The 24,801-nt window shown below is 44.3% G+C and carries 21 protein-coding genes and 1 pseudogene; 11 read left to right on the top strand and 11 right to left on the bottom strand.

What is annotated here, in order from left to right:
* Positions 1-95: 95 nt before the first annotated feature.
* Entirely contained in the window at positions 96-653 is a 558-nt protein-coding gene (locus GT360_RS17120) for a PhnA domain-containing protein (protein ID WP_164650176.1), read from the bottom strand.
* A 168-nt stretch (positions 654-821) separates the two neighbouring features.
* Positions 822-1,619, bottom strand: a complete 798-nt coding sequence (locus GT360_RS17115; protein ID WP_164650175.1) for a M48 family metallopeptidase — start codon at positions 1,617-1,619, stop codon at positions 822-824.
* A gap of 116 nt (positions 1,620-1,735) precedes the next feature.
* Here GT360_RS17115 and GT360_RS17110 point away from each other — a divergent pair, with 116 nt between their 5' ends.
* The 3 genes from GT360_RS17110 (at position 1,736) to GT360_RS17100 (ending at position 4,858) form a co-directional block, all read left to right on the top strand.
* Positions 1,736-2,164 (top strand): hotdog fold thioesterase, encoded by a 429-nt coding sequence (locus GT360_RS17110; protein ID WP_164651141.1) that lies wholly within the window; start codon positions 1,736-1,738, stop codon positions 2,162-2,164.
* A gap of 77 nt (positions 2,165-2,241) precedes the next feature.
* The gene (locus GT360_RS17105) at positions 2,242-3,933 is read left to right on the top strand and encodes an SgrR family transcriptional regulator (RefSeq protein ID WP_164650174.1); all 1,692 of its coding nucleotides are present in this window, start codon (positions 2,242-2,244) and stop codon (positions 3,931-3,933) included.
* A 37-nt stretch (positions 3,934-3,970) separates the two neighbouring features.
* Positions 3,971-4,858, top strand: coding sequence for a LysR family transcriptional regulator (locus tag GT360_RS17100; RefSeq protein WP_164650173.1), 888 nt, complete (start codon positions 3,971-3,973; stop codon positions 4,856-4,858).
* A gap of 28 nt (positions 4,859-4,886) precedes the next feature.
* On the opposite strand, the gene GT360_RS17095 is transcribed toward GT360_RS17100, so the two are convergent.
* Positions 4,887-7,577, bottom strand: coding sequence for a bifunctional acetate--CoA ligase family protein/GNAT family N-acetyltransferase (locus GT360_RS17095; RefSeq protein WP_164650172.1), 2,691 nt, complete (start codon positions 7,575-7,577; stop codon positions 4,887-4,889).
* Between the two features lie 188 nt (positions 7,578-7,765).
* On the opposite strand from GT360_RS17095, the gene GT360_RS17090 reads away from it, so the two are divergent.
* From GT360_RS17090 to GT360_RS17065, 6 genes and pseudogenes are all read left to right on the top strand, one after another.
* Positions 7,766-8,329: an SPOR domain-containing protein gene (locus GT360_RS17090; RefSeq protein ID WP_164650171.1), complete on the top strand. Its 564-nt coding sequence runs from the start codon at positions 7,766-7,768 to the stop codon at positions 8,327-8,329.
* 175 nt (positions 8,330-8,504) lie between these two features.
* Entirely contained in the window at positions 8,505-9,503 is a 999-nt protein-coding gene (locus GT360_RS17085; RefSeq protein WP_164650170.1) for a D-alanine--D-alanine ligase, read from the top strand.
* A 206-nt stretch (positions 9,504-9,709) separates the two neighbouring features.
* The gene (locus tag GT360_RS17080; protein ID WP_164650169.1) at positions 9,710-10,090 is read left to right on the top strand and encodes a DUF3319 domain-containing protein; all 381 of its coding nucleotides are present in this window, start codon (positions 9,710-9,712) and stop codon (positions 10,088-10,090) included.
* Between the two features lie 3 nt (positions 10,091-10,093).
* Positions 10,094-10,405 carry a stress response translation initiation inhibitor YciH gene (yciH, locus tag GT360_RS17075; RefSeq protein ID WP_164650168.1) on the top strand — a complete coding sequence of 104 codons (312 nt, stop codon included), beginning with the start codon at positions 10,094-10,096 and terminating at the stop codon, positions 10,403-10,405.
* Between the two features lie 480 nt (positions 10,406-10,885).
* Positions 10,886-11,866: a porin gene (locus GT360_RS17070; protein ID WP_164650167.1), complete on the top strand. Its 981-nt coding sequence runs from the start codon at positions 10,886-10,888 to the stop codon at positions 11,864-11,866.
* A gap of 542 nt (positions 11,867-12,408) precedes the next feature.
* Positions 12,409-13,389 (top strand): annotated as a pseudogene (locus GT360_RS17065) (ISNCY family transposase); the annotation flags it as partial.
* A 1,166-nt stretch (positions 13,390-14,555) separates the two neighbouring features.
* On the opposite strand, the gene GT360_RS17060 reads toward GT360_RS17065, so the two are convergent.
* The 6 genes from GT360_RS17060 to vxrA form a co-directional block, all read right to left on the bottom strand.
* Positions 14,556-14,735, bottom strand: coding sequence for a hypothetical protein (locus GT360_RS17060; protein WP_164650166.1), 180 nt, complete (start codon positions 14,733-14,735; stop codon positions 14,556-14,558).
* A 484-nt stretch (positions 14,736-15,219) separates the two neighbouring features.
* Entirely contained in the window at positions 15,220-15,363 is a 144-nt protein-coding gene (locus GT360_RS17055) for a YoaH family protein (protein WP_164650165.1), read from the bottom strand.
* Positions 15,364-15,447: 84 nt separating this feature from the next.
* Complete coding sequence (locus tag GT360_RS17050) at positions 15,448-16,527, bottom strand: conjugal transfer protein TraF (RefSeq protein WP_164650164.1); 1,080 nt, start codon at positions 16,525-16,527, stop codon at positions 15,448-15,450.
* 82 nt (positions 16,528-16,609) lie between these two features.
* Positions 16,610-17,509 (bottom strand): DUF2861 family protein, encoded by a 900-nt coding sequence (locus GT360_RS17045; protein WP_164650163.1) that lies wholly within the window; start codon positions 17,507-17,509, stop codon positions 16,610-16,612.
* Positions 17,506-18,165 carry a response regulator transcription factor VxrB gene (gene vxrB, locus GT360_RS17040; RefSeq protein ID WP_164650162.1) on the bottom strand — a complete coding sequence of 220 codons (660 nt, stop codon included), beginning with the start codon at positions 18,163-18,165 and terminating at the stop codon, positions 17,506-17,508. Before vxrB ends, GT360_RS17045 begins: the two co-directional genes overlap by 4 nt.
* Positions 18,140-19,585 (bottom strand): sensor histidine kinase VxrA, encoded by a 1,446-nt coding sequence (gene vxrA, locus GT360_RS17035; RefSeq protein ID WP_164651140.1) that lies wholly within the window; start codon positions 19,583-19,585, stop codon positions 18,140-18,142. Before vxrA ends, vxrB begins: the two co-directional genes overlap by 26 nt.
* A 323-nt stretch (positions 19,586-19,908) precedes the next feature.
* On the opposite strand from vxrA, the gene parM reads away from it, so the two are divergent.
* Entirely contained in the window at positions 19,909-20,940 is a 1,032-nt protein-coding gene (parM, locus tag GT360_RS17030; RefSeq protein ID WP_164650161.1) for a plasmid segregation protein ParM domain-containing protein, read from the top strand.
* Complete coding sequence (locus GT360_RS17025) at positions 20,933-21,604, top strand: hypothetical protein (RefSeq protein ID WP_164650160.1); 672 nt, start codon at positions 20,933-20,935, stop codon at positions 21,602-21,604. The genes parM and GT360_RS17025 overlap by 8 nt, the downstream gene beginning before the upstream one ends.
* A gap of 93 nt (positions 21,605-21,697) precedes the next feature.
* Here GT360_RS17025 and pntB read toward each other — a convergent pair whose 3' ends face one another.
* Together pntB and GT360_RS17015 are read right to left on the bottom strand one after the other, a co-directional pair.
* Positions 21,698-23,092, bottom strand: coding sequence for a Re/Si-specific NAD(P)(+) transhydrogenase subunit beta (pntB, locus tag GT360_RS17020; RefSeq protein ID WP_164650159.1), 1,395 nt, complete (start codon positions 23,090-23,092; stop codon positions 21,698-21,700).
* Positions 23,093-23,105: 13 nt separating this feature from the next.
* A complete protein-coding gene (locus tag GT360_RS17015; protein WP_164650158.1) occupies positions 23,106-24,665 on the bottom strand; it encodes a Re/Si-specific NAD(P)(+) transhydrogenase subunit alpha in 1,560 nt (519 codons plus the stop codon).
* Positions 24,666-24,801: the final 136 nt, after the last annotated feature.

The raw sequence follows: 24,801 nt of genomic DNA, 5'->3' as shown, positions 1-24,801 counted from the left end.
TAAGGGCACTGGTTTTTGAGAACATTCGTTTTCGAGGGCATTAAAAAAGCGCTAGAAAGCGCTTTTTTGGAATATCTTTTGGTTGCTGTAAAGCATTACTTTTTGCGACAGAACTCAGCAATAACATACATAGACTGACCACCGTTAGCTTTGCCAGAAACCAGTTTAGGGTCGCTGCCGATACTGATGCCGCGAATAACAGTGCCTTGTTTGATTACTTGGTTGGTACCTTTCACTGGAAGATCTTTAATAACTGTTACGTCGTCACCTTTTTTCAGTTCAACGCCGTTGCAGTCAAAAGGTTTGTCGTCTGCAGACATACCTTTCATTGCCCAAGTCTTCGTATCTTCTTCCATATACATCATGTCTAGCGCATCTTGTGCCCAAGATTCACTGTTTAAGCGAGTCAATTGACGCCATGCAAGTACCTGTACTTGCGGCACTTGGCTCCACATGCTGTCGTTTAGACAACGCCAGTGATTGATATCTTGTGGGTCTTCAATCTCTGCCAGACACTTGTCACACAGCATTGCCGCGTAGTCTACTGTAACCAGAGATTCAGGTGGGACAGGGTAAGCGTTTAGCTTGGTATCCGCTGCACATAGTTCACATTTTGAATCACAGCGTTCTAGTAGAGTTGCTTCTGTAGACATAATCAATTTACCTAACATTCAATTAAGGGACGAATTATAGCTGAAGCTGAACGATTTTGCTGAACAAAGTCGCACTTTCTAGCATAGAAATTGCCATGCATGTGACGCTGTAACCATGGTTTAACCCTTTTTATTACAGCGTCTTAACCTAGGTGTAACCAAATGTATTTAGCTGGGAGCTTTACAATTAGGCTTACCTGATTGAGCCTTTGGCACTCGCGGAATTTGATCTTGCAAATCCGAGATTCGAGTGTCGTGAGATGGGTGGGTGGAGAGCATTTCTGGCGGTTGTGCTCCTTTTGACGCCGCAGCCATGTTCATCCACAGAGCAACGCTAGCATTTGGATTGAAGCCTGCTTGGGCCATGAGATCTAATCCGATGATATCGGCTTCTGACTCTTGAGTTCGCCCATAAGGGAGAATGACACCGTACTGCACCCCTAAACCTAAAGCAGCCATGGTGGCTGAGCGATATTCAGCCGCGCCAGATGATGCCAGTGCGATATCAGTGATTTGCATCCCAACGTTGGCCAGCTGTGCTTGTGATAAACGCTCATTACTGTGGTCCGCCAGTACGTGAGCAATCTCGTGACCGATGACGGTCGCCAGTTGGTCTTGGTCGACAGCGACATTGAGCAACCCGGTATAAACACCAATTTTACCACCAGGTAGTGCAAAGGCGTTGACTTGTTCACTGTCAAATACAACCACTTCCCACTCATCGAACCCCGCTTGCGGTGGAACATGCGCGGTAACGGCATTGGATACACATTGAACGTAGGCGTTCAGGGCTTTATCGGTGCTGATTGGCTGTTCCTGCTTCATCTGCTCAAAAGACTGCGCCCCTAATGAACTCATATCAGAATCGGAAAAAAGAATGAGTTGGTTGCGCCCAGTCGGTGACGAGCTACAGGCGGCGACAATTAGAGCAGACGCTACAACAGAAAGACGACTCCAGTTTGACATTATCAATCTCCATATTGAGGTCAATCAGGTATATATTTTATTAACTTATTTTAATATTATGGCTAATGCCGAATCAATGGACAAGTTCTATGCCCATCAGACCCTTAGAAGAAAAAATGTCGCCTCAATCTATCTGGAAACGACCCATCAGTATTGAGGTTCTTAATAAAAGCTCAGCCAATACTCTGATTGAACATCTTCAAATTCAGTATACCGAGATCACAGAGACGACGATCAGTGCCACGATGCCGGTCTCAACGATTACTCATCAGCCGCTTGGTATGCTGCATGGTGGCGCATCTGTGGTTCTTGCCGAGACGCTTGGCTCAGTGGCGGCTAACTTTAGTGTAGAGTCACCAAGCTATTGTGTCGGCTTAGATATCAATGCGAATCATGTACGAGCAAAACGAAGTGGTGTCGTGACGGGTACGGCAAGCCCACTTCATTTGGGTCAGACGACTCAAGTTTGGGATATTCGTATCGAAGACGAGCAATCACGTCTGATTTGTACCAGTCGTTTAACGATCGCCGTGAAACAACGATAATTTTCCATTCCACCTTTAACTTAGCGTCGCAACTGTTAGCAACAACAGTGCACAACAACAGCGAATAAGAATAAAAAATGAGTAGTCCACGCTTAAGAGTACAGTTTGAGACCCTATTTGAACATTTTGATGGGCAGAACGCGCAGGTGCGTATTGAAGATATTACTGAAATACTGTTTTGTACGCGCCGTAACGCACGTATTGTTCTCAATAAAATGGATGAAGAGGGGTGGATAGAGTGGCACCCGGCGCCAGGACGTGGAAAGCTTTCTCAACTCAATTTCAAGCGTAGCCGGAGTGAGGTTAGCCAAAATATGGCACTTCGCTATCTTGAGGAAGGAAAAATCGAGCACGCACTGGGCGCGATGAATAACGATTCTGCCAAACTGGCCCAAGTCATTGAGGGCTACCTTGGGGTTCAGCATAGCGAAGGCGAACAGGTTATTAGGTTACCGTATTATCGACCGCTTTCTATGCTTAACCCGCGAATGCCAATGAGGCGTTCTGAGCAGCATATTGCCCACCAGATATTTAGTGGATTAACCAAGTTAGATGAGAAAGAGCAACTCACCGCAGACCTTGCCCATACTTGGGAAATGATTGACGAGCGTGTATGGCGGTTTTACTTGCGGCCTCATGTTCGTTTTCATAACGGCACCGTTTTAACGGTTAATCATGTTATTGAGAGTCTTGAAGATCTAAAGCAGCGCCCGCTGTTTGAAACAATAGAGCGAGTTGAGTCTCCATCGCCGCTCGTCGTAGACGTTTTTATGGTGACGCCAGATGCGCGTTTACCGCTCCTACTCGCCGAAACCTGCGCAAAGATACTTCCAACCAAAGAGGAGCGCAGCGATAATTTTGATGTTGTGCCCGTCGGTACAGGGCCGTATAAAATGGCTCGAAATGATGAACAGAAGCTGGTTCTTCATGCATTCGACAGCTACTTCGGCTACCGAGCTTTGGTAGACGTTGTTGAAGTGTGGGTCATTGATCAAGCACACTCTACACTGATTTATCCAAGTGTATCGAACCCGATGCAGCCGAAAAAGAGTGGTGTGGAGCAGGTAGAACTTGATCCTGGCTGTATATATTTGCTCCTTAATCAGAGAAGCGGAGTCGCAAAAGATCCCACTTGGGCCCACTATTTTTCTAACAAATTCAATGCACTCAGCGTCTTCAGGGATCTTCCATCGGACATAGTCACAAAGTTAGGTATCTTACCCGCGCACGGCCTAAAGCCCGGTTGGTTACACCATACGAACTGTAATTCAAATATAGCGCCGCCAAGTTATAGGACCATCACAGTGGCTTACCATGACAGGCATCCTACTTATCCCGATCTCGCAAGAGTACTGGAACAGCGCCTGAAAGAGGATGGTCTAACGGTTGAGTTGGTCGTGTTTGATATTGAACCAGACAATGTGGACGATATCGATATATGGATAAAGCCAATGGGCATTGCAAACCATCGAGAAGATGCTCTGGCTGGATGGCTACTGGACTCCGGTGACATTGAGAGACTCAGTAGCGAAGAACACTTTACCCAATACAAAGCCATTATTGCAAACTGGCGATCAAATGCAGAAACCTCATTTCCTTCGCACCAACTGGGCAAGGTGTTGACGGAGCAGAACCAGATTGTTCCCTTGTTCCATTGCTGGTTGGGAGTGAACAAAGAGCAATGTGGTTCTCTGCAAAACGCCCAGTGTAATGCGTTGGGCTGGTTTGATTTTTCTAATGTGTGGGTACGACCGGAAATTGACGGCTAAACTTAGCAACAGACTATTATTTAAAAGGAATTGATCATTGAGCAGCCCGATTACTTTAGAAGCGTTAACGATTTTAGATGCGATTGACCGCCGAGGTAGCTTTGCTGCAGCAGCCAATGAACTTGATCGTGCTCCTTCTTCTTTGAGCTATCAGATCCAAAAGCTAGAGCAAGATCTTGATATCAATATATTTGATCGCTCTGGTCACAAGGCGGCTTTTACTCAGGCGGGTAAGCTGATCCTTGAGCGAGGCAGATTAATGCTAGAACTGGCGGGTAGCATGGTCGAAGAGGCGAACATCATCGCCAATGGGTGGGAGTTAGACTTAACCATCGCCTTTGATGGGATCATCCCTTTATCCACCTTCTTCCCTATGGTTTCAGCTCTGGAGAAAGAGAGCCAAACACGGATCAAACTGCAAGAAGAGATTTTGGCAGGTTGTTGGGAGTCTTTGAATGATGATCGCAGCGATATTTTGATCTGTCCGCAAATTGATTCAATGTCTCAGGATCTAAAAATTGAAAAGATAGGGCAGCTGTCGATGATTTGGGTCGCCGCACCTGAACACTCAATACATAAGCGTAATGCTGACTTTAACGAAGAGACCCGTCAGAAACATCGTGTGATAGCGATATCAGATACTGCGAGAGAACAACCGACGATGAGCATTAACGTATTGGATAAGCAGTCTCGTTTAACCGTGACTAATTTCGCCGGGAAGGTTGAGGCGCTGAAGGCTGGTTTGGGCATTGGTACGCTTCCAGAGCACATCGCAATACAACTGGTTGAAGACGGTGTGCTGTCTTATATTGATGGCGCAGCTTCTCAACCACTCGATATTGTTATGGCATGGAAGCGAAATCAAATGGGCAAAGCTAAGTCTTGGGTCATCAAATATCTTACGAAACACTGGCTGCTGCGCTAGGGCTTCTAGCTCAAGTGAAGCCCTAAATTTATGAATCTGCTGTATAATTAAGAGCCGACAGCTTTAATACCATATCAGCGGTACCATCTTCAAAGTCAATCGCTGTCTTGAAACCCAGCCCTCGCGCTAGATTGAGCATGCCCTGATTGGAGGGCATCGTCATACCACTGATTTGTGATGTTTTCCGTTTGCGGCAATAGTCGATGACTTTCATCATTAGCTGCTTACCCAGCCCCATACCTTTTTGATCCGACCGAATCAACACAGCAAACTCGGCATCACTGTTATCTGGCGTGATCATCGCGCGTGCAACGCCAATGATGTCACCGGTGTTTTCTTGAGCAACAAATGCCATCTCACGGTCATAGTCGATTTGCGTAAAAGCGGCCAGCGCTTCATGGTTAAACTCACCGACATCAGTAAAGAAGCGTTTATAAAGATCTTCTTTGGAGACTTGGTGGATAAAATCTGCGTGTTTGGGCTCATCTTCCGGCCTAATTGGGCGGATTAATATTTCACGGCCATCCTTAGTCGTGGCGATTTGTTCAAGTTGGCTTGGATAGGGAGCGATGGCGAGCCTTTGAGCTGATTTCAGATTGGTTTGCTTAATCACTAAATCTGCATCAACGATTGTAATTTGGCGTCCTTTTACCATTACTGGATGGATGTCCAGTTCTTCAAGTTCAGGGTTGTCAACGACCATCTGTGACAGTGTCGCAAGAAAGTTTGCAAACGCATCAATATCGAAAGGTATTGGGCGCTTTTGCAATTTAACGACGCCCGCTTTTATCGCACGAATGATAAAGTATCTAGCCAACGCGCTATTTAATGGTGGCAACGCACACACTGAATCTGTCGCGGGATCCCATTCTGAGCCCCCTTGTCCCATTAGGAGTACAGGCCCAAACACCGAGTCACTGTGTATTTTTACACGTATCTCTTCTGCTCCAGCTGAATCGGCCATAGCTTGTACCAAAACGCCATCTATACGAGCGGAGGGAAAGGTGAGTTTTACACGGTCTAAAATGGCATTGGTTGCGCTAAAAACCTCTTCAGCAGTGCGCAGAGATAGCATGATTCCTTGAACATCTGACTTGTGGGGAATGTCATCCGAATGAAGCTTAACGGCGACAGGATAGCCAATGGTTTCGGCAATATGTGTGGCCTCACTGGCATCCGACGCTAACCATGTATCTAACATATCTAGGTTATAAAAAGCGAAAATATCACCCAAGTGGTAACTGTCCAAAGAGACCCGTTGATTGTCTTTTAGTTTGTTAGCAAACCACTGACGTGCTTGCTGCAATGAGACGTCACTGCGCATTTCGATAGACGTAGGTGTCTGCATCAGTTGTTTCTGATTTCGACGGTATTCCACCAAATGCATGAATGCAGTTACGGCACTTTCGGGAGTTCGGTAGGTTGGGATCTTGGCTTGAGTGAAAAGATCACGAGCTGGTTTCGCTGTTAATTCTCCGGTCCAGTTTGTGAATATATTGAGGCGGCGCAGTTTGTTCTTGTTTTGTTGGATAAGCCCGATTACCGCTTGTGCGGCTAATTCGCTGTCACAGGCGGCGGAGGGACTATGGATAATTAGAAGCGCATCAAGCTCGTGGCTATCGATGAGCACCTCAAGGACATTTTTTAAGCGCTGGACACTGGCGTCGCCGTGAATATCGATAGGATTGGCACCGTTCCATCCTGGAACATGCTTGTTCAAGCGTTCGACAATCGATGAATCGGTTATGTTTGCTAACTTACCACCAAGCAGCATGAGTTTGTCGGTTGCGATGATTGAAGGACCGCCGCTATTCGTTACGATGAGTAGTCTCTCTCCACGTAACGGAGTAGGGTGAGTGAGCGTTTCCACGGCAGCAAAAAGCTCGTGTGTACTATTCACGCGCAGCATGCCTGAGCGTTTGATAGCGGAGTCGTAAATGATATCTAATGATACATGCCCTTGGTTGTGGGCTTTAGCAAGCTCTAACCCTTCAGGCGTTTTTCCGCCTTTAAGAACCAGTATTCTACGGTTTCTTGAGGCCGCGCGAGCCGCAGAGATGAAACGGCGTGCATCAGTAATGCTATCGATATAGAGAATAATTGCCTGGGTTTTGCTATCAATCGACAGGGTATCAAGCAGTTCGTCAAATCCTATATCAGAGCCATTACCTAATGAGATAAATGCCGAAAATCCAATGGATTGTGCATTGGCCCAATCGAGAATCGTGGTACAAATCCCTGCAGATTGAGAGATAAATGCAATAGAGCCCCTTTGTGCTGGTATGGGGGAGAAGGACGCGTTGATGCCAAGCCAAGGTAGAATAATACCAAGGCTATTTGGACCAAGAACACGAATGTTATGTCGTTGAGTCTCTTTTTTAAGTGTCTCCACCAACGCTGAATCATTGTCATTAAAGCTGGTGGCCAGAATGACCATACACTTGGTGTTTTTTACTGCGAGTTTTGGGACAAGCTCTACGTTGATGCTGTTTTTTGTGCACATGATGGCGAGGTCAGGTTCAAAGGGCAGGTCGTCAATAGAGGAATAGGCGAGAACACCCTGCACAGATTTGTGCTTATTTGAAACCGGAAGAATAACGCCCTTAAATCCGGCTGAGAGCAGGTTACTCATAACAATATAACCAGCACGTCCTGGCGTGTTTGAAGCACCGATAACCGCAATGGTGTTTGGGCGTAATAAACTCTCCATTGAATGCATAATGACCTCTTATTTGCCCCATAGTTTGTATGAAGAATAAGCGCTAATGCGACCCCTCGCTATCATTACACTGAGCAATGTGTGTTAGTTCACAATCTATTGTTATTTAATAAAATAGTTTCCTTGATTCTGTCACGTTAGAGGGGCATGATTAGGGCACTGAAAAGGATAGTTATTCGAGTTTTCCCATGAAAAAAATTCTACTGATAAGTTTGACCTCTTTGCTAGCTGCGTGTGCATCTGATACTTATATGACGGATGTTAAGTCTGAGTCATTTAAAGAGGACTACACGGTATCCAAAGAAGTCGCGATCAAAGAAGTAGAAGCGAAGTCTGCCAACGAAGAGCGAGTGGTTAAAATGGCTCCGGCTCAGCAAGAGCAGAAGAAAGTTGTTAAAATGCAGCCTGAGCAGCAGAAAAAGCCAGTTGTGATTACAGCGCCAAGCGAAAAGCAAAAGGCGATGAACCCAAGATATGGTTTTACTATTCAAGTTGCAGCGGTGGGTACTCAGGCAAAAGTGGACGAATTTGCACGTCAACTTCCAGCAACGGGACAGCCTGTTTGGGAGAACTACAAAGTCGTAAACGGTACGAAGTGGTACACCGTGCTTTACGGTGACTACGCGACAAGAAAAGATGCAGCGAAAGCCGCGTCACAATTGCCGAGTGGTATTCGCTCACTAAAACCTTTCGTGAAAAGCATCGATGAGATTAAGAATTCCGCTTATCCGACATTGAACAAGTTAAACTGATACTGAGAGTTGAAAGATTAAGGGCCTGCGGGCCCTTTGTTGTATTTTAAGCCCGAGAAGTGGTGATAAAACAGCCACACTCTCAAGAGAGTTGGATTTTAATCACTATCTGACATACCTTTGGCCTAAAATCCCTATTATCATAGACGAACAATAGCATTGACTAGATTGAATTATGACTGAGCAGAAAACAATATTACTTTTATGCGGCGGTGACTCTTCGGAGCATGAGGTGTCGTTAGTTTCCGCAGCTTATCTTAAAGCACAGCTAAGCCAGAACGATAATTACACCATTTGTGTGGTAGAGATAAAAGATGGCGTTTGGATCAATGAGTCAAAAGAAATTGTCTATTTAGACACAGCAAACAAAACACTGGTGGGCGAGAATAAATGTTGGAACGTCGACTATGTCGTGCCATGTATTCACGGTTACCCAGGAGAAACGGGAGATATTCAGTCTCTATTTTCTATGGCAAACATTCCGTTCTTGGGTTGTGGCGCCGAAGCCAGCGCAAATAGTTTCAACAAAATCACCTCGAAATTGTGGTACGACGCATTAGGCGTACCAAACACACCCTATGTTTTCTTAACTGAAAATAGTGCCGATGCGGTGGAACATGCAGAGCAAGCATTTGACAAATGGGGCACTATCTTTGTCAAAGCCGCGTGCCAAGGTTCATCGATCGGATGTTACAAGGTAACATCAAGGCAAGAGGTGTCAAAGGCAGTTCAGGATGCATTCGGGTACTCGAAGCAGGTTTTGGTCGAGAAAGCGGTTAAACCTCGTGAGCTCGAAGTCGCCGCTTATGAATACAAGGGCGAGTTAGTGATCACAGTCCCTGGCGAGGTAAAAGCACCGAGCGATGTCTTCTACACTTACGAGGAAAAGTACGGTACTGATAGTCATTCGACCACAGATGTGGAAGCAACAGATCTTTCAAAGGATCAAATTGCAGCAATTAAAAAGTACTCTGCCACAGTATTTAAACATATGGGCCTAAGACACTTATCTAGAATCGATTTCTTTCTAACGGAAGATAATGAAATTTACCTCAATGAGGTCAACACGTTCCCAGGTATGACCCCAATTTCTATGTTCCCAAAAATGGTAGAACATTCAGGGGTGAGTTTTAGCGACTTTTTAACAGATTGCATTAATACTAGTTTTGCTTGAGTTGGGTAACCCATTGTTTCTTGAATGAGTAATCTTGGTCATTGAATTAGATGTCTCAAAACGGTAACAAAGAGGGCTATTTTCGCCGTTGAAAGGCTTCCATTTGGAGTTTGAGCTTGGTATAAACCTTGTTGGGAGCTATTTTGATCAAAATAGGTTGAAACTCTCCCTATAGTAGGGAGCAAGTGATAATAAAGCGGTGTTTTATGGCGTTTAGTAATTATCGAGGTTTTAATTTGAAACTCTTAAGTCGTGAGAACGATCAGTGGCAGGTTCAGATCAAGAATCGTGTTTTACAAGGCAAGCTTGCAGGAATAAAGAAGAGTGTTGATTGGTTTTGCGATACGGCCTCAATTATTGAACCATCCGAGTTTTCTTCGTTTGAGCCCAAACGACAAGTAGTAAAAGGCACAGCAGAGAAATTTAACGGATTTGTGATTCAAAATGATACAGGCGATGTTAACGGTTGGTATTGCATGTTTAATGGCCGGCTATTAAAAGGCGCGAAATCCGCAATTCAAAAACATATTGAGCAAACGTTGCTTGCGATGAAAAAGCATCAAGCAGCGCAGCAATTAAAGAAATAGATAATGACATTAGTATATTCAACAGAAACAGGTCGCATTAAACCTGAAGAAAAAAAAGTTGAACGCGTAAAAGGTGACGGCATCGTCCGTATCCAGCGAGAGACAAAAGGGCGTAAAGGTAAAGGTGTGTGTATTGTTAAAGGTTTAGATCTTGATGATGCGCCAATAAAGTTACTGGCCGCTGAACTTAAAAAAGTGTGTGGATGTGGTGGTTCTGTTAAAGATGGAATGATTGAAATTCAAGGTGATAATCGCGATAAAATCAAAGCACACCTTGAAAAGAAGGGAATGACTGTGAAGTTGGCTGGTGGTTAATCAACCGCAGCATTAAATGAAGAAAGCGACTTGTTATTCAAGTCGCTTTTTTATTTGGGCTAAAAGTTCTTTTATTGATGGTGTGCCGTTTGGACCCTGATGGCTTTGCATGATGTTTGATTATTGTTTGAGACTCAAGGTCCAAATTTAGGTTATATGCAGCTCAAAGAGTCTAGTCTGGTTTCAATATCAACGTGCGTTCAGGCCCAACTTAGTAAAAGTTCCATCGACTTTTTGTTATTGTGATCTGTATCACGCTAAGTTTTCGGGGAATGCTAAAAAGAGAAATAGTACGGATAATTAGTTAGTTAGAAAAAATTTCAACTGGCTTGCTAGAGTGAAATTGCATTTATTGACAAATTATTTACAAATGCCACATTTCTATTTTTCATATCACGACTAAGTTTAAGTTGTTCGTGGGTGTTTTAGTAATAATTACTAACACGGGCATGGCTTAACAACTAGTACGGATACAACATTATGAAAATAAAATTACTAACCTTAGCAGTGGCAACAACATTTGGCGCACCTTCCTTTGCAGTTCAAGTATATGAGGATAACTCTTCAACCTTTTCGATCGGTGGTTACGTTGATGTTGGTGTCGGTGAATATGGTGATAGCACTGAAGTTGAAGTTCATCAGGTTTCCCCAAGACTTAATATCGAAGGGACACACGATATCGGCAATGGTGTTACAGTCGATGCAAAGGGTGAATGGGCAATAAACTATTTGAATGGTGGCGATAATTCATTCACAACTCGATTAGGATATATCGGCGCAACACATGAAACTGCCGGTAGACTGGTGGTAGGTACGCAATGGACACCGTACTACGATATCTTAGGTGTGGCAGACCAGCCAATTGCATTTGCTAATGACTTTTTATATGCGAATCAGGGCAACCTTGGCGTAGCACGTGGTGACAAAATGGTCACTTATCGTAACGGGTTTAGCTTCGCCAACGATATGTCACTCGACTTTGGGTTGGGTTGGCAGGGTCAGAAAACTGACATGTTGGTTGATTATGACGACCGCGGGCAAATATCCATTGCTTTCTCAGCACTGGGAGCGACCTTAGGGTATGTATACAATGGCGGCGAAGTCGACAATGAAGATGCAGAATCACACGGCGTTGCACTGAGTTACGGTAAATATGCAGATGGAATATTTGGCGCACTTGTCTATGCAGACAATGATAACTTTTATCCTGGTTACTATGAATCTCAGCAATATGAAGCAATTATCGCTTACGGCCTAACTTCTGGTACAGTGTTCAGCGTTAACTATGAGTTTGTTGAAGGCAAGGTAACATCTGGGACACCGAAAACCACAGATTTCGAACAAAGCGCGATCCAAGTTGAACACAGTTTTACACAGAGATTTGTTGGGTTCGCAGGGTACCAGTTTGATATTGAAGATGATGATGACAAGTGGAGTATCGGTGGTCGTTTCTTCTTATAACATCGTTTCTTAGGTATCTCTCTAGATAACGAGAGTTATAGGTTAACTTAGTTCTCAATAGATCCACCCATTTACTACTAGTATTGGGTGGATTTTTTGTTTAAAGGTTTATGACTACAAAGTAGATAGTGTTTGAGACCATCATTAGACAATAAAATAAGCTTGCACCAAATCGTTTTCTGTTTAATAGGTAGAGTGACGATGTAGCTGATAATCAGTTAATGATCGTCAGATAATTAACTGATTATTAGGTATTTTATGGTAAATATAATTATGTTCAATCTGATTGAATGTCAGGGAAGGTTAGACACATCTTAGATGAATCCCCTGGTTTCAAAAAACTGGGTATTTAACATAACACATATAATGCGCACTGAATTTGTAAGAGCTATTTAGTAATGTCCGGTTTAGACCAGATTGAAATGTCCTCGTATTAAGTCTCGATGTTCGTTGCTGAGGACCTAAACCGATGTTAATCCCTATGAGTAACCAAGACCTAAACCGATTTAAAGTACTGCAAGATGTTCGTGATCGTCGTCTTCGTCAATCAGCCTCGTTATCGTAGAGATTGTTTTGGCGAACTGGTTCAAATTGACGGCTCTCATCATGACTGGTTTGAAGGACGCAGCGACAAGTGCTGCTTGCTTGTCTTCATTGATGATGCCGCGGGCCGCCTGATGAATCTCAGGTTCAGTGAGACCGAATCTGCGTTTGATTACATGGTCGCGACTCGAGAGTATGTGCGCGAGCACGGCAAGCCCGTGGCACTCTACAGTGATAAGCACTCGATATTTCGGGTCAATCAAGAGCAACGAAAACAAGTCGGACAAACGCAATATGGGCGTGTCTTACAGGAGCTGGGTATCGAACTGATTTGTGCGAACAGCTCGCAAGCCAAAGGCCGTGTTGAGCGAGCCAACTTAACGCTACAAGACCGCTTAGTCAAAGAGATGCGCTTGCAAGGGATCAGCACCATTGAAGAGGCCAATGCTTGGCTTCCCTACTTCATTGCTGACTTTAATCGACGCTTTGCCAAGCCGGCCAAATACCCGAAAGACATGCATCGAAACGTGCGAGAAACGGAGCAAGAGTTGGACGATATCTTTAGCTGGCAAGAGATCCGCAAGCTCTCAAAATCACTAACATTTCAATACGATAAAGTCATCTATATGATTGAAGATACGGAAGAAAATACCCGATTAATCCATGAAAATGTCAAGGTACTCGATTACCCCAATGGCGAGATTGCCATCCAATATGGGTATCGCAAACTCAACTTCAAAACCTTCGATAAGCTCGATAACGTCAACCAGGCTCAAGTGGTGGACAACAAGCGACTGGGCAATGTGTTGAAGTTCGCTCAGCAAAAACAGGAAGAATTTGAACAACAGCAGAAACGCACCCGAAGCAAAAAGGCCCCAAAACGCAAAGCCCAGCAACGCGCCCTGCAAGAGCAACTCCGAGCAATCAATCCTGTCCTCACCGACCCAGAATCATTTCAGTCATCCAGCTCGAAGACCTAACTCTCCTACTGTGTTAAGACACCCTTGAAAGGGACATTTCTACTTTGCTAAAGACAGGACACTTTTAACTGGGATTGACAGAGAGGCATAAGCGTTTGTACAAGCTAGTCGTATCTAAAATACTGAAAAAAGATGCGTTATTCGATTCGAACTTGGTTACTGGTTGCTTATATTTCATTCAGGCATCCATAACTAAAATGATCGGATTCAAGTCACAAAGCGGCTGTTATGGCACGCACCATAGATGAAAGTCATCCCTGCTGTTCAATTTAGTAAGCGAAACGTGAAATTGAATTTTGTTGAGCGATGCTCAGTCACGACTCGTAAAACTAGGAAGAGCTTTGACTTTCACTTTAAGCAATGAACCTGGTTGGGCCCAAACTTTAGCAAAAAGCGCCCAACCGATGCTTTGGTCCTAGAGAGATTCAACATCTGCATTCAAATTTCTTTTTTTGCTGGGGAATTTTGACTTTATCGTTTTTTACACAGAAACTTTGTGAAAACGCTCATAATTTAATCATCCTACGGTCTGACTTATGTAACCAATTGTGAAACATTGACAAACTAGACATTAACAAGTGACTTAAGTCACACCAACACAATGATAATTTGCGATATCAAACTACCCTAGCCTTTACACCTACATCCTATTCAATGTGTTGTTCTGTATAAATATCAATAACTTAACTTGAATGTAATCCATTACATTGATACCCTACATTTATCGACTCCAGTATGTAGTCGATATAGCCAACTGACGTTGTTAGTGAATACACTTGTTCACAGTATCTAGGGCCAGTCACTTTGATGTGATTGGTCTTTTTTTTAATGTAGGTGTATGGAATGCAGACTAGGGTCAGTTCAGCATATCAACGAGTTCACCTTCTGTCGGATGCGATGGGATTTATAGAGTTGGCAATTCAATCTAAGTTATTGATTAATAGTAAACGAACACAAGCGCTAACTCTTGGTATATGTCATGCTCTGATTAATCTGACCCTTATTAAGCCGAGGGTCACCTAGCCAATTGACGTTGTTAGTGAATTTTATTGTTCACACGTATAAGTCCCAGCCACACTGCTTTGTGGCTGGTTTTTTCTTTTTACAGTGAGGTAAACAAAACGATAGCTACAGAATGGCAGACCCTAAGTAGCAGGAACATTGGATTAATGTGGGCTGACAACGTATCCGTTGGTGTCACGTACTACGTAGTTTTTGGTCTTAGATGGGAGTTCTATGTTCGCCTCTTCGATATCATTTTCGCTAAGCATGATAGTAAGAGCTGACCCCATTAGGATCACATAGATAGCAAATATTGCTCGCGCCCAGCGCATCCAGATGTCCATATAGAGCCTTGTTAAAAAAGTTAAACTATTAAAATGAAGTTTAATCATCATACAATAGCATCATACCCCCCCTCAAACACGCGTCCAATAAGTGTGATCTACAGCAACTTTCTACCTATTTCATTACCCTGTAACTAATAGTCATAGTCCTTCCGAACGTAACTTGCCCTCACTTTCAACTTATTTGTGACAGCGTGCGTCGGTAGCATTAAACACCATCACTAATAGGTGCCAAGTTACAGTATGAGTTGGCGCATGTAATTTAATTACAAACCAAGACCTACTGAAAAGCTGCTAGATGAATTTACTAACATAAAGCATTGAAACATATGTGTATTATTGGTTTTCCTTTTATTTTGCCTAGGGCTAAATCTTGCTTTTCATTAAAAATAAAGTAACGTAAAAATTAAAAAACCAGCCGATTTTGTGCTGGTTTTTAGTGAGTGCTTACTTGATGCTTAAGGTACTGTGCTTATTGGTCTTCTCAGCTTTCGTATTCTTTGCGTATTTCATCAGCAACGATCTTTATCGCTTGTGCTGTACTGATACCCTGCTCCATCAACTTTTGAATTTTCTCGACTGCTTTCTGTTGCTCTTCGTGACTAAGTGGAGGTAATTGATCAAACATAAAAATGCCCCGTGGTTGAATGCGAGGCATTATAACGTCTATTTTACGTAATGAAATGTCTAATTCTATCGTGACGCTGTCACCTTAGTATGAGCTTAAGAAATTGAGGTAAACGCCCATTGCATTCTCATTAGTATAGCTAACACCAATGTCCATTTGTGTGATGTTTAATGGTGATATACCAAGGCCCGCTGTTACCGTACCTTCATCATCACTTGCGGCTAAGTTCGTGTAGTAACCTGCTCGGAATTTAAATTGGCGCATGAGATCAACTTCTCCACCAATTCGCAGCATTTGTTTATTATCATCAACGAAGGTGAAGTTTTTTGCTTCGTTTAGATCATAGTCTACGCTGACCTGCCAAAAATCCGCAATCAGGCCTGTACCTACCGTATATTGTGGGCGCATTTTATATGAATAATTGCCATCTGCTGTGGTAATGTCTCTCGACACCATGTTTTTTCCACTGAGACCTACTCTCAAGGGACCGTAGAACCAAAGTGCGCCTAAGTCATAATTGAAAGTAGTTTCAGCGTCTCCGTTGTCGCGAATGTCTGATAGGCTAAAGTCTTGCAGGCTTGAGCTGTAACTGTATGTATAAATCCGCTGAAGCTTTGGTGTTACACCAAATGACCAGTGATGGCCAAGTAACGTCATGTATTTTGCAATCGAGAGCCCCCCTTCTAGAACACCAATCGCGGCTCCCTCTATGGTTGAGTCATTGACGTTTGCTCCCACATTCGCCTGAGCGAAGCTTTCACTATACAATTTGCCGTATGCGTTCATTGAGACATATCGGTTAGGGATTGCAAACGCAGCAGCAGCACCAATAGTAACGCCTGCGGTATCACCATCAAGATCATCAAGTGCATCTTGTATATCACCGGGATCAGTAGCGCTAATCGCGCGATCGATATCATCCAGCATGTTATGTTGGTCGTTGTAGTTAAAACCGATGCTAGGTAAAAGCATACCCACATTATTACTACGTCGATAAATAGCGGTTAGCGCAGGGTTGTAAAAGGGTGCAGTAAGAAAGTCTCCTGAAACGACTCCCACTCCACCCATCGCGTCTCCTCGCGCGTCTATAGCATAGTTGCCTGCATGACTTGCGGTGGCAAAAAGAATTGCAATGGGTAGTAAGCGTAGCGTCGACGTTCTCATAGGTCATTTCCGTTGAAAATAGATTTACACGAAATATATCGACCAAGAATCTAAGGGCTTTAGGGAAAAGTTGCTTTATCGCTTACTCTTCAGTAAGTTGTCCTTCATCGGCAGAAACGTCGTAGGTTTTGGTAATGATCTGCGACTGCTCAATCATGATTGGACCTTGCCAACGTTGACTGTCTAAAGCAACGGACAGGACATATCGATCTGGTGGAATGTCGAGTTTATCCAATTTCGTCGGATAATTTGCTTGATAGGTACGTCCCCATATCTCTTTGTATTGCTCCTCTTGGTAGTTGTAGACACGGACCGAGAGTTTAGGTAGTGGGCAGAATTTATTGAGCAATTCATTCTTTTCTATACTCCACTGGTCTTTAGCAGACCAACGAACAATCTGTTTTGCCTTGTACTCCTCTATTATGACCCAAGTGGAATAACTTTGACTGTCTTTCGTTTCTACTTTGAGGTGGTATAGCCCCATAGGCAAGCGACTATTGAGGTTGTAGGTCTTACGATAATCTGAAGCCTGGTTAGCGTTTCGGGTTTTCTTGTCATTGATTTCGCCAAAAGCAGTATCTGCGGCGATATTTGAGCTAACCCAACGTTCTAGCGAGACATCTTTAAGAGGCTCAGCTGAGGTGACATCAACAAATAGACGATACGACTCTCTTCCGGGGCTTTGTATACTGGTCCTTTTAATAGAGACGTTGCGAAGCCACGCTGGTAGTGGATCATTGTGTAAGGATTTTCCACAATCAGCATCAAAGGACTGCACTAATAAATCGTTGATATGCTCTTTTAGTGCTTGATTTTGGTTACGCTGTAACACCTCAACCATTACAGAGTACATCTCAGACAAAGAGCCTTTCAGCAGGTGTTGGTGTGCTTGATTTAGAGGTGTCGTTTCCTCAAACCAATTGTCTGCGTGAGTTATGGGCGCTGTGATTAGCGCCCCCATCAATATCAGCGGGCGGATCATGCTTTCAGTTTGTACCCTACACCACGAAGCGTTTCTATTTCCAGTCCAGGAAGTTTTTGACGAAGTTGCAGAACGTGAGTGTCTACAGTTCTGGTTGTTGGGAAGTGGTTGTAGCCCCATACGTGGTCAAGCAGCTCGTCCCGAGTAAATACTCGTCCGATATTGCTCGCTAGGAATAGTAACAAGTCGAACTCAGTTCTTGTTAACGTGATTAACTCATCTTTGTATGTCACTTCACGTGTATTTTTATCGATACTCAGACATTCAGTGGTTACGATACTGTCGTCTTGGCCAGATGAGTCAGGAGTGCGCAGTTGAGCACGGATGCGAGCGAAAAGTTCCGCTTCAGCAAAGGGTTTGGTGAGATAATCGTCAGCGCCGGCATCAAGTCCCGTTACTTTGTCTTTCACTGTAACGAGTGCGGTTAGTGCGATCACAGGGACACTTTTGATCTGCTTCCACTCTGGCAGCATTGAGATTGAGTCGCCATCAGGTAGTTGGCGATCGAGAATAACGAGATCGGCTTGCTCCCATAACGGTGCAACGTCTGCGATCGTTTCAGAGTGTAAGCAGTCGTAGCCAGCCTGCTCTAAGCTAACCAGTAAGCCGTCAGCTAAGTTTTTGTCATCTTCAACGAGAAGCAGTGTCTGTTTCACAAGGTATCTCCAGTATAAATGTCGTCGGTGGACCAATAAGCTTCATAGAGCCGCCCATTCTAGCGACCATCGACTCTACAATTGTCAGCCCCAAGCCAAGACCTGCCTGGCTGACAAACGGTTTTCTGACATGGCTCCAGTCCTTGCTTGTCAGTTGGCCTTGGTCAATGACTCTGATGGTTAAACCAAGCTCGGTCGATTGAACATCAAGACTAACAGGAGCCACACCATACTTCAGTGCGTTGCGTATCAAATTGTCGATACAGCTACCTAACCAATATACGTTTAGTTTAGCAGCAACATCTTGGTTGAGTGTAAACTCAATAGGCTGAGAGAACTCCTCCTCGAGTTTAAAAGTAAGCCACTCCTCCACTGAAGGGACCCATTCAGTGGCGAGTGGTTGGTAGTCCGATTGCAGGTAGTCCTTACTTGCCTCTGCGAGCTGTCTTAAACGGCGTGAGTCTTGGCATAAGCGGCGGAACTCGTCGTAAACCGACTCTGGTAGGTTCTCAAACTCGCGTCTAAATCCCTCAACCGTTAAGGATAAACTAGCGATTGGCGTTCTAAGCTCATGAGTTAAAATTTGTAGGATGAGCATTCGGCTGCGCATCTCTTTACGTTTGCTATCCCAGCGGTAATAAAGCCAGCCAAGCACCAAGAGAATGTTGGCGATACCTAGACCAATCATGACACCACGCAGGATATCGCTGTGGTCTTGAAGCTCCCAGCAGATGTTGCCACGTTGAACCAGGCACTCGCCCCGTTTATCAGTGACTTGATAGGTTAAACCGGCTTTCTCTGCATTGCTTTTCCAAAGAGAAGGCGAAAATACGTAATAAACGTCGCCCTTTTTAAGCCACAGTTCATCTTCTTCTACCATCATCGATTCACCACGAATAAGTGAATGAACAACGGTGTGATTCATCGCTTGTATACGACCCAACAAGGTATCCGGATGGGCAAGCGGGCGCTCTTTGATGTGCATATAGCGCTCTAGCTGAAGATAGTATTCAGGATACTCTTTTGAATAACGGAACGCGTAACTACCACCGCCTGGGTGGATAAGGCTACTTCGTGCAAACCATCGCTCACTCAGTTGATTACCTTTACATAATGCCCTAACAAAGACCAATGGCTCAGTCACAAGTGGGCTCAGTGGTAGTGAGCCTCGACAGGTTTCAGCTAAACGATAGAGTTTTTGAATGTCTTTTAGCGGGTATGAAGACGTTTGCGGCAACATGTAGTCTGGATCAATCAGGCGATTTGGGAATTCACTTTGAATAATGCGAATGTCATACGATGCAGCAGTCTGGCTGAGATCGAACATCGCACTGAACTCCTCTAAGCGCTCGGGCAAAGAGTTTGCGTGGGCATTAAGGCTTACGAGGCTAGTGATCGATAGTAAAAGAGTTCGTAACAGCACGGTGTCTAAGTGTCAGTTTGCATGCGCTAACTATATAGCCTTTACATCTATTAATACACTCTCGCGTGTGAAATGTATGTCAAATTGGCCTAATTGATGCGCATCGCGATGTAATGGTCAGTTAAAAATTGTTTCCATAGTGTGAGTTGCAATTAACTTTAAATTAGCAAATGGGGTATTCAAAAACTTAAATGTTTTGGTAGTAATTTTTTGTCTTTTTTAACCTGTGTCCAATTTTGGATTAGTGTTTTGCTTTGTCGAAGCAGTTGGTTTTGAATTCACGTTAATAATGAACTTAATATGATTTCCAAAGGCTTATAATGACTTCTCGCAAACTCAAAATTGCTGTTGATGATGGCTCAACGAACGTAAAAGTGGCATGGCTAGAAAACAATGAAATTAAAACTATTGTTTCGCCAAACTCTTTTCGCAAAAACTGGAAAAGCGCAGCACTAAGAAAAGATAAAAAGATCTTCAACTACAGTATTGGCGACACCAAGTACACTTACGATGCGACCTCAGATAAAGCACTAGAAACAACGCATGTTGATTACCAATATGATGATTTGAATTTGCTAGCTGTACACCATGCTTTGCTGCAAACGGGTATTGCACCGCAGTCGGTCACTCTGGTTGTTACTCTGCCTATCACTGAATATTACAACCCTGAAGATTGCCAGAAGAATGAAATTAATATTGAGCGCAAACGACAGCATTTAATGCGCGACATCACTCTTAATAAGGGAGAGACGTTTGAGATTGTTGATGTCGAAGTCATGCCAGAAAGTTTACCAGCCGTTCTATCGACCTTGGTGAACTCAAATTGCAATGAGTTTACTCGCTCATTAGTGATCGATATCGGTGGTACAACTCTGGATATGGGCGTTGTCGTGGGCGAATTTGACGACGTATCTTCAATCTATGGTAACAACGAAATCGGTGTATCTATGGTGACAGATGCAGCCCGTAAAGCCCTCTCTTTCGCAGACAGTGATTCGAGCTATTTGGTGGCCAATGAGTTGATCAAGCGACGCAATGATGATCAGTTCATTTGTGATGTTGTGAACGATGAAAGCAAGATTGAGACTGTTAAAGAGAAGATTGAAGCGAAAATCGAAGAGCTTGGCGCACAAGTTGCTAATGAGGCGAAAAAGTTTGCCAAGAATCCAAACCGAGTTTACATCGTTGGTGGCGGTGCTCCATTGATCTACCCTGCTTTAAAGAAAGCTTATGATACGTTGGGCGAGCGAGTGGTTTTAGTCGAACAAGCGCAAGCAGCATTAGCAGAGGAGTTGTGTCTCTACTTTGCTGACGAGAGTGAGTCTATCGAAGCGGAAGTCGTCAATGGATAGTGCACTTAAAAAGGTCTCTTATTCGGTCTTTTTAGACCCAACGCAGAACGAGTCTGATTATTTTGCCTATAAGATCATGCAGCGTTGGGCACAGCAACAAAAGCAGTTTGCTCAAGACCCTAAAGCGGCGGTCCAATTGCATAATCAAATCCACGTTCATAAAGATATTTATCTGAGTGGATTGTATCTACATCAACTGAAACCCGAGCTAGCGAAAGCGTTGGCCTCTGGATTAACTCAGGACACGATCAATAACCAGACATTAACGTCGATGCTAGAAGCCCATCAAGTCATCGACCGTGCTCGACCACAGGCTGATAAGAGCGTTACAGATTCAGTTTCGATGATTACAGCGTCGGTTAATCGTCTTGACGAGATTTGTGGTGCAACAATAGAGCAAGTAGTGAAAGCAGAAGTCGATAGTGAGACGATCGTGAGCGCTTTGAAAACCGCTCTATCACCGCAGCATGACTCAATGATTTCCGAGCTACAAGGGCTAAGAGCACTCGTTAAAGATCAGCAAAAGCTTATTGAACAGCTTATCAACCAAGCGGGTTCTATTGAACACAAGCCAGTTGCTAATGTGAGCGAGATTAAACCCATCAGTGATGTCGATGCTCGAATGAGTAATGTACAGAAAGTGAAAAAGAAAGGCATTTTTTAGCCCTACTCGTCGTATTCAGCACAAAGAAAAGCCCGCAATATAAATGTATTGCGGGCTTTGACTTTTAAGCGTGTCTCTTACTGCTAAATACCGTTAAATTGCCTTGGAAATAGCATCAACGCTGTCTTTAGCATCACCGAACAACATAGATGTATTATCTTTGAAGAACAGTGGGTTTTGTACGCCAGCGTAGCCGGTGTTCATTGAACGTTTGAACACGATAACGTTCTTCGCATTCCAAACTTCAAGTACTGGCATACCAGCGATTGGGCTGTTTGGATCTTCTAGCGCTGCTGGGTTTACGGTGTCATTAGCACCGATAACCAAGACGGTATCTGTTTCAGGGAAGTCATCGTTCAACTCATCCATTTCCAGTACGATATCGTAAGGTACTTTGGCTTCGGCTAGAAGGACGTTCATATGCCCTGGAAGTCTACCCGCGACTGGGTGAATACCAAAGCGAACATCAATGCCTTTTGCTCGTAGTTTTTCTGTGATTTCATGCACAGGGTATTGAGCTTGCGCCACCGCCATGCCATATCCTGGAGTGATAATCACTGATTTTGACTCTTTGAGTAATTCAGCCACTTCTTCTGCGGTAATTTCGGTGTGTTCACCGTATTCAACGTCGGATGAAATCTCAACTTCTTGCCCGAAACCACCTGCAATCACACTGACAAATGAGCGGTTCATAGCTTTACACATGATGTACGACAGAATTGCGCCCGATGAACCGACTAATGCACCCGTCACAATCAATAGATCGTTCGCCAACATAAAACCGGCTGCTGCTGCTGCCCAACCAGAGTATGAGTTCAGCATTGAAACCACCACTGGCATATCAGCGCCACCAATTGATGCGACTAAGTGATAACCAAAGGCAAAGGCGATCAACGTCATCACAATCAGAGCAAACATGCTGCCATCAGCTTTAACGAAGTAAATCATCAACAGTGTAGATACAACCACAGCTGCGAGGTTCATTTTGTGCTTATGTGGCAGATTAAGTGGGGATGATGAGATAACGCCACGCAGTTTTCCGAAAGCAACCACTGAACCCGTGAAGGTGACAGCACCGATGAAGACGCCTAAAAAGACTTCAACTAAGTGGATCACGTGCTCTGCGTGTTGCTCTACTAGGTCAACAGATATTGGCGCTGGAGGCTCTATGTAGCTGTTATAGCCTACCAAGACGGCTGCCATACCCACAAAGCTGTGAAGGATCGCGACCAACTCTGGCATCTCTGTCATTTCTACTTTGCGAGCGTAGAAAATACCGATCGTACCACCAATCGCCATTGCAACAATGATCCAGCCAAAGCCTTGTGCTTCTGGGCTAAAGATCGTAGCGATCAAAGCGATCGCCATGCCGACGATACCGTAGTAGTTACCTTGACGTGCAGACTCTTGTTTAGAAAGACCCGCTAAGCTAAAGATGAAAAATATTGCAGCAATGATGTATGCCGCTTGTACTAGTCCTGCAGACATTATTAGCTCCCTATTATTTATCTTTACGGAACATCTCAAGCATACGCTTGGTCACGGTGAAGCCACCGAAGATGTTGATACTCGCGATGAGAATCGCGATGAATGCTAAGAATGACACGACACCATTCCCCTGTCCTACTTGCAGCAATGCGCCGACGATGATGATGCCGGAAATGGCGTTGGTCACAGACATGAGCGGAGTATGAAGTGCGTGTGTGACATTCCACACAACGTAGTAGCCCACAACACATGCAAGGACAAATACAGTAAAATGTGCTAGGAATGCAGCTGGCGCAACCGAAGCAATCCAACCAAAGGCAGCAAGGCCGGCACCAACAGCGACCAGTTTTTTAACTGGAGAGGTTGGTTCTTCAGGCTTTGGTTCCGCTTTTGGTTGAACTGGCTCAGGTTTCGCCTCTGGTTGTGCAGATACTTGGATTGGAGGTGCCGGCCAGGTGATTTCACCTTCTTTAACGACAGTGACCCCGCGCTGAACAACGTCTTCAAAATCAATATTGATATTACCGTCTTTCTCTTTACACAGCAGTTTTAGTAAGTTAACTAAATTGGTTGCGTAGAGTTGAGACGATTGAGTTGGTAGTCGCCCTACCATGTCGGTGTAACCGATGATCTTCACACCATTGTCAGTCGTGATGACTTGGTCAGCGACGGTGTACTCACAGTTACCGCCATTTGCAGCCGCGAGATCGACAATCACACTACCCGCTTTCATGCTGTCGACCATCTCTTTGGTCACCAGTTTTGGAGCAGGTCTACCAGGGATCAATGCAGTAGTGATGATGATATCAACGTCTTTTGCTTGTTCTGCGTAGAGTTCCGCCGCTTTTTTGTTGAACTCATCTGACATCTCTTTAGCATAACCGTCGCCTGAGCCTGAGTTCTCCTCAAAATCAAGTTTAAGGAAGTCAGCGCCCATTGATTCGACTTGCTCAGCTACCTCAGGACGTACGTCAAAGGCTCTAACGATCGCACCCAAGCTACCTGCAGCGCCAATCGCAGCAAGACCGGCTACACCTGCACCAGCAACAAACACTTTTGCTGGTGGTACTTTACCGGCAGCCGTGATTTGGCCAGTAAAGAAGCGACCAAACTCATGTGCGGCTTCGACCACTGCACGGTAACCGGCGATATTCGCCATAGAAGAAAGCGCGTCCAGAGCTTGAGCTCGAGAAATTCGAGGTACTGAATCCATCGCGAGAACGTTGATGTTCTTGGTCGCAAGTTTCTCCATTAGCTCTGGATTCTGTGCCGGCCAGATGAAGCTAATAAGCGTTGCTCCATCCTTGAGAAGTGAGAACTCGTCAATACTGCGTTCAGAGTCAACGATTGGGGCGTTCACTTTAAGAATGACTTCAGAGTTCCATACATCGTCTAGCGACGATATTTTTGCGCCAGAGGCTTCAAATGCCGAGTCTTCAAAACTTGCGAGAGAACCTGCTCCCGACTCCACTACGACATCAAAGCCTAGTTTGATGAGCTGTTCCACCGATTTGGGTGAAGCAGCGACTCGCGATTCTCCTGCGAGCGTTTCTCTAGGTACACCTATCTGCATTTAGCTATTCCTTAACTTATTGCATTATTATTCTGAACCCTACCAATGACTTAACAGCGAAAAGTCTGATAGATGATCTGCTCGTACAAATCCTTGGTTGAGCTCTATTCAATATCTACTACACGATTGTTAACAC

This window comes from Vibrio astriarenae, from assembly GCF_010587385.1.
Taxonomy (GTDB): domain Bacteria; phylum Pseudomonadota; class Gammaproteobacteria; order Enterobacterales; family Vibrionaceae; genus Vibrio; species Vibrio astriarenae.
This window is presented reverse-complemented; position numbering and strand designations above follow the sequence as displayed.